The sequence below is a fragment of the Meiothermus cerbereus genome (assembly GCF_051297115.1).
GTDB classification, from domain to species: Bacteria; Deinococcota; Deinococci; order Deinococcales; family Thermaceae; genus Meiothermus; species Meiothermus cerbereus_A.
In genome coordinates, this window is the sequence record NZ_JBEVAL010000110.1 from 1 (window position 1) to 5703 (window position 5703).

The following is a 5703-nucleotide window of genomic DNA, read 5'->3' on the forward strand; positions in this document are numbered from 1 at the left end:
ACGCTATTACGGTAAGTGATCCACAGAAAAACACCACGGTGGAGATTGTCTTTACAGCGGCGGCCAGTGCGCCGAAAGCATCCTCGTTAACCACCATCAACGTGGGAGCCAAACGCCAGTTTTTCAGCGTGGTGGTAGACCCCGCGGCCCAGCCCCCCTCGGAGAACCCGGCGAACCTTGAGGCCATCTGGCAGCAGGTGCAGCAGTGGGGAGGTACGGCCTGCCGCACCATCAATACCTTCAGCCTGGAGAGCGTGCGCTGGGTATGCACGGTTTACCGCACGCTGGATCGGGCAGTGGGGATGTGGGATGAGGTTCGGCAAGACTTCGACATGCTTAAGCGGGAAGGGTTCATCACTGGTGTGAGCTACCTGGTCAACGGTTTAGGCGGGGAGTTGGGCTTGGCTGAGGGTAACGTCGAGGCCGACCAGCTAGAGAGCGACTTTCTGGCCTTCCGGCGCAACTACCGCAAGGCAGCGGCCCAGCTCAGCAACTGGATGACCCGCCAGCGGGAAAAGCAGGTGGAAGCCCTACGCAACAACCCCTATCCCAACGGCAGCCCGTCGTGGTGGGCCTTGGAAGCGCTGAAGCTGAACCCTAACCTGATCCTGACCTCGGTGGTCAGCAACCAGCAGCGGGAGAGCCTCGTGCTCCAGAAGGGGCGGGTAGAGGCCATCAAGGGGGCCGCAGAGAAGCAGGTGGAGCGCTCGAGCACCGGGCGCACCCAGGAGGAACTGGAGAAGGCCCTGCAGGTCACCAATCCCCTGCCCGGTCAGGAAGGCGAGGCGGAGCAGGTGGTACGGCGGGCCCGGGAAGCCAACTCTACCCGTGAGGTGCTGGAGGTGTTGGTAGATGCCCAGGCCAAAATAATGCGGCAAAACCTGGGTAACACCCAGGACATCGTGCAGGCTATGCGGGAATCGGCGGTGCAGCAGGCCTACACCACACAGCAGATTTCCAACCTGTTAGAGGTTGAACTCCAGCGCAGAAGCGATGAGATAAACGCCTGGCAGGGCGAGGTGGAGCGCACGATGGCCCAGGTAGCGGAGGAGGCCGAAAGCCAGACCGCCAACCTGCGGATGCTGGCGGCGCTGGCCCGCACGGTGGCCTGTCCCGATGGGGTGCTCGGGGTTGGCAACGACGGCAGTACGGTGTGCATCCGTCCATAGGGGGAGAATATGTTGCGGGTTCTTGTATTGCTTGTACTGCTTCTGGCGGGGATGGGGCTGGCCGACCAGCCGCAGATTCCACCGGCTAATACCGCCCAGCAGGAAAGCCTGTTCCGGACGTTTTTCGACATCAACCGCTGGTTGCAGAGCATCAGCCGCGACGTGGCCCGCCTGGAGGCAGGCATCTCCAGTCTGGCCCTGGCCCTGGTGATGCTGGGCTTCGTCTACGGCATCGTGCAGGGCATCGTAGGAGGCGGGCTGGAGGCCATCAAGGGCACTTTTGTCCGACTGGCGGTGGTAGGTTTGCTGCTTTCCCTGTGGAGTAGCGGGTTCGTGGGGAACACCCTGGATCGGGCCATGATGGCCGCACGGGAATGGGGGGTGGACTCCTCAGCCAATACACTGGCGGATGCCGGAGACAGCCTGGACGCGCTGGCTATGCGGGTAGTGCCCTTTATGGGTGCGGTAGGGGCGATTAAGATAATGACCGCTAAAACCGCTGAAAACGTAGCCAAGAACGCCACGACCCGCACGGTGGCCTCGGGGACAAGTGCGGGGGCCAGCAAGGTCATGCAGTACCTCAACTGGGCCACCCTGTTGCTGATTCCCTTCATGCTCTTCTTCTTCATCCTGATCGTGGTGGCCTCGTTCACGGTGGAGATTGGGGTGGCCTTGTTCCCCCTGGCCGTTGCCCTGTTGATGTTCCCCAAAGGCTCAGCAGCAGACTGGTTTGGAAAATGGATCGCGGCGGTGGTAGGGGCACTGCTCATCGTGTTGCTGCTGCCCATCGGCTTCAAAGCGGCAGTCGAGATGGGGATCAACCGCCCGGTGAACCAGGTCAACGCCTATGTGGAGCAGGCCCTCGAGCGGATCGAGGCCCAGAAAGAGGCGGGCCTGGCAGTGGTGGTAGACGCGATGGGCGATTGTAGCATGCTGGATGTGGGGTGTACCTTCGGCAAAAACCTGAAGGCTTTCACTATCCGGGCAAATGCGGTGTGGCAGCAGATCACCACAGCGGTACAGGCCTGGCTGCTGGGGATCATTCTGCTGCTGGCAGGGATGGCCGCAGCTGCCTACGTGCTGTTCAACGTGGAGCGGGTGGCGATGAGCTTTGTGGGCGGGTTCGTTGCCACAGGGGTTCGCCAGATGCTAGGGGCGTCCTCGCTGGGCGGGCGGGTGTACAGCGGGCCCAGTGCCGCGAACACCAGTACGGTGCGGGATGAGCCCAGCTTCCGTATCAAGGGCGAGCGGAGGCCTGCTCCACCGGCAGCGGGGAATCCACGCGGTCTGCCGGGGCCATCAAGTGATTAGGAGGTTCTATGAGCGCGGCACGTCCGGGTTCGCTGCTTGAGGTGCCCACCTCCCAGAAGCTAGCCCGCCTGGGAGGCGGCTTACTAATGATTGGGACGCTAGTAGCGGTGGGCTGGATCGGCTGGCAGACCGCTATAGAGGTAGCCGAGGGGATGATGCGGGAGGGGTGGGGTAAAGCGCTCAAAGCAGCCACCCCCAGCGAGCTCGTCCTCCGCTGTGCGGGGGATTTCCTGGGCAACTGCTCCAGCACCTTCAACGGGTTGTGGCAGAAGGCCTTACCCCTGGATACCCTGCGGCTGGTGGTGGCCGGCGGTTTCGTCGTGGGGATGCTGCCCTTCCTGATCCGCCCCCACCGCCCGCGCAAGCTGCCTGGTCAAGGGCGCTGGGCCACCGCCAAAGACCTGGCGGGCTACCTGGGCGAGAAGGGTAGCGGCTGGTACGGCCTGTTCGAGGGCAAGCCCTTGCGGGTTCCCCACATGGAGCGGCGTACCGGGACGCTGGTGGTGGGCAAGCCTGGCGGGGGCAAGACCACCGGATATTTCCAGCCCAACATCCTGCTGGATGCCAGGGACGGCTGGAGCGCTGTCGTATTTGATCTAAAGTGGCCCGACGAGGGCGGGCTGATGGAGGCGGTGCGCTACTACCGCTACTTCGGGCGGAACGTGTACAGCTACACCCCCTTTGTGGCGGGTTCGGCCCGCATCGCCCTCCTGGAGGGGGCGGAGAACCCCCAGGAGGCCAGCAACATCGCGGACATCATCGTGCCACGCCTGGCCGACGGGGGGGCTGAGTTTTACGCCAACCTCGAGCGGATGCTGCTGGCCGGGCTGGTCTGGATTGAGGGCCAGGAAGGGCGTTACTCGTTGCGCCACATCCTCAACCTGTTGCGCCAGGGCAAGGAGGAGATCAAAGCCTACGCCGAGGTGCGGCCCCACCTCAAGGAGCGCATCGGGGCGGTGCTCCAGACCCGCGAGGACATCATCGCCGGGGTGGTGGCGGGGCTGGCGGGGAAGCTGGCCCTCTTTGAGAACGATTACCTGGACGCCGCGAGCCTGCCTGGTACGGGGGCTATCCCCTGGGAGAAGTTCTTTAGCGAACCCAGCCTGCTTTACATCGGCATCCCCCAGGAGCACCTGGAGGGGGGCAAGGCGACGGCTTTGCTGTGGCTCGTGAAGCGCATCATGGACAGGGAAATCCACCGGGCCGCTGCCCGGAACGGGGGGACGCTGAAGACGCTGACCTCGGTCTACCTCGACGAGTTCACCGCGTTTGGGAAGCTCCCCGGCATCGAGGACAACCTCAAGACCATGCGCTCGAAGGGGGCCGCCTTCCACGTGAGCGTGCAGAACCTGGCGAACGGGCGCTCGGTCTACGGGCGGGACGTGTGGGAGAGCATCCAGGGGACGTTCGGGCAGCAGGTGTATCTGCTCGAGCGGCTCTCGGAGGAGGATCGCAAGTGGCTCGCGCGCACCCTGGGCTATGAGACGGTGGTGGGCTACTCCCGGAGCTCTTCCAGGAGCGGCTTCCTCTCGGGCAGCGAGGGCGAGGGGGAACGAGAAGAGGCCCGCTTCCTCTTATCCGCTGAGGAGATGCGGGAGGTGAAGAAGGGCGAGACCGTGGTCATCCTCGACGGCAAGCCGCCGGTGCGTACCCACCTCGGAGGGATGTGGGAGAAGCGGCATCCCCTGCACGGGCTGTACGAGAAGGCCCGGAAATCGGGCGAGCGCCCGGCCACCGCAAGCCCAGCCGTAACCGCAACGGTTTCCTCTTCCGAGGCTTCTCCTCCAGCGGCCACGGACGATCCCCTGGTGGGACGGGCTGTGCCCGTACATCGAACGGACGATGCCCTATCGGGACGGCCTCCGGCCGTACACCGGACGGTAAAACCGCAGCCCGCCGCAATCGAGGCCAGTGACCCGCGCAGCCTGGAGGGCTACATCCGCCGACTGACTTCGGTCATGCCGGTATTCCAGCGTTACTACCACAAGAAGACCACCACGGGCCTCCGCTTCGTCCTGCCGGAGGGCTTCCCCCCACCCGAGACCGCCTGGGTGCGGGAGGGATGGGTGGAGGTCAAGGGGGCCAGGGAGCTCTCGGTGAACCTCACCAGCAAGGGGCTGGAGGCGCTGGATAAAGGCTTTGTGGTAGCCCTGGTGCGCTGGTGCCGGGTGCGGGAGTGGGCCCGCAACCACGGGCAGGACGGAGCCAGGGTGGTGGAGATGAGCCAGGAGGAGGCCGAGACCGTGCTCAGGGAGTACGCCAAACACTTCCCCTCGGAAGAAGGAAAGGTGCGGGTGGAGGTGGCGCTGGAGCGGATGGAGGGCGGCCATGCGGGTTGAACTGTTCTGGCAGATACTCGAGAACGCCACGGTGGTGCGGTGGGATGGCAAGCGGAAATACTGTCTGGTCTATCTGCCGGGTCTGGGCTACCGCCTGTACCGCAGGGAAGGGCATTGGGTGCTGCTGCTGGTGGTAGGCCCGGAGGCCCGGCGATGGGCAGCGACCTTTGGCGTGGAGGTGGACGGTGCGGCTGCTTAGCGTGCTACTTTTTGCAGGGATAGGGCTGGCCCAGGCCCCTGCTACGCCCACGCTCTCCGAAGCGGAGGTGAGCCGGTTAGTAGCGTCGGCGCGGAGCGAGGTGCTGCTGGAGATGGCGCTCTTCGACGACCGCCCAGTAGCCGAGGGGTACCGGGTGGCGGTGGTGGAGCGGGGGGCCAGGGGGTACATCCTCACGCGGGCGGACACAGTGGAGTCGGGCCCTTCTTACACCCCGTGGGCCTCGTTGCTGCCGAACACGGGGGCAAGATTGCTAGCTTTTACGAGAGGGGATTATCTCGTGGTGGACAGGCGCGTGGCGGTCATCCGCGAGGAACGCATGGGCCTGCCGGTGTACCGCCTCGAGGAGTCCCCGGCGAAAGTAGCGGCATTGGTGCGGCAGTTCGTAGAGGCCTTCGCAGTGGCCCGTCCATACCGGATTGACGGGCTGGTAGAGCGGCGGGTGGCCCGGTGGAGGTAGTGTGGAGAAGTTCTTGCGAATCATCGGCTGGGTAGGGGTGGTAGTAGGGCTTTCGGGCGTGCTGCCGGGGATTTTTCTTCTCCGGGGCAGCATGATCGAGTTTGGCGTAATCAACCTGCTGCTGGGGGGGCTGGTGCTCTACCAGGGGGCGCTACTGGACGAGCTGCGCCACATCCGGCGGGGGATCGCGCGGATGGCGGTGCAGGC

The 5703-nt window shown here is 64.5% G+C and carries 5 protein-coding genes and 1 pseudogene; all 6 read left to right on the forward strand.

Annotated elements, in window-relative coordinates:
- Positions 1–1169 (forward strand): hypothetical protein (locus tag ABWU19_RS14040; RefSeq protein WP_435902284.1); only part of this gene is annotated, 1169 nt, incomplete at its 5' end.
- 9 nt (positions 1170–1178) lie between these two features.
- Entirely contained in the window at positions 1179–2480 is a 1302-nt protein-coding gene (locus tag ABWU19_RS14045; protein ID WP_435902285.1) for a hypothetical protein, read from the forward strand.
- A gap of 8 nt (positions 2481–2488) precedes the next feature.
- Positions 2489–4819 carry a type IV secretory system conjugative DNA transfer family protein gene (locus ABWU19_RS14050; RefSeq protein ID WP_435902286.1) on the forward strand — a complete coding sequence of 777 codons (2331 nt, stop codon included), beginning with the start codon at positions 2489–2491 and terminating at the stop codon, positions 4817–4819.
- Entirely contained in the window at positions 4809–5018 is a 210-nt protein-coding gene (locus ABWU19_RS14055; protein ID WP_119358817.1) for a hypothetical protein, read from the forward strand. Before ABWU19_RS14050 ends, ABWU19_RS14055 begins: the two co-directional genes overlap by 11 nt.
- The gene (locus ABWU19_RS14060) at positions 5005–5496 is read left to right on the forward strand and encodes a hypothetical protein (RefSeq protein WP_245958788.1); all 492 of its coding nucleotides are present in this window, start codon (positions 5005–5007) and stop codon (positions 5494–5496) included. Before ABWU19_RS14055 ends, ABWU19_RS14060 begins: the two co-directional genes overlap by 14 nt.
- 1 nt (position 5497) lies before the next feature.
- Positions 5498–5703 (forward strand): annotated as a pseudogene (locus ABWU19_RS14065) (hypothetical protein); the annotation flags it as partial.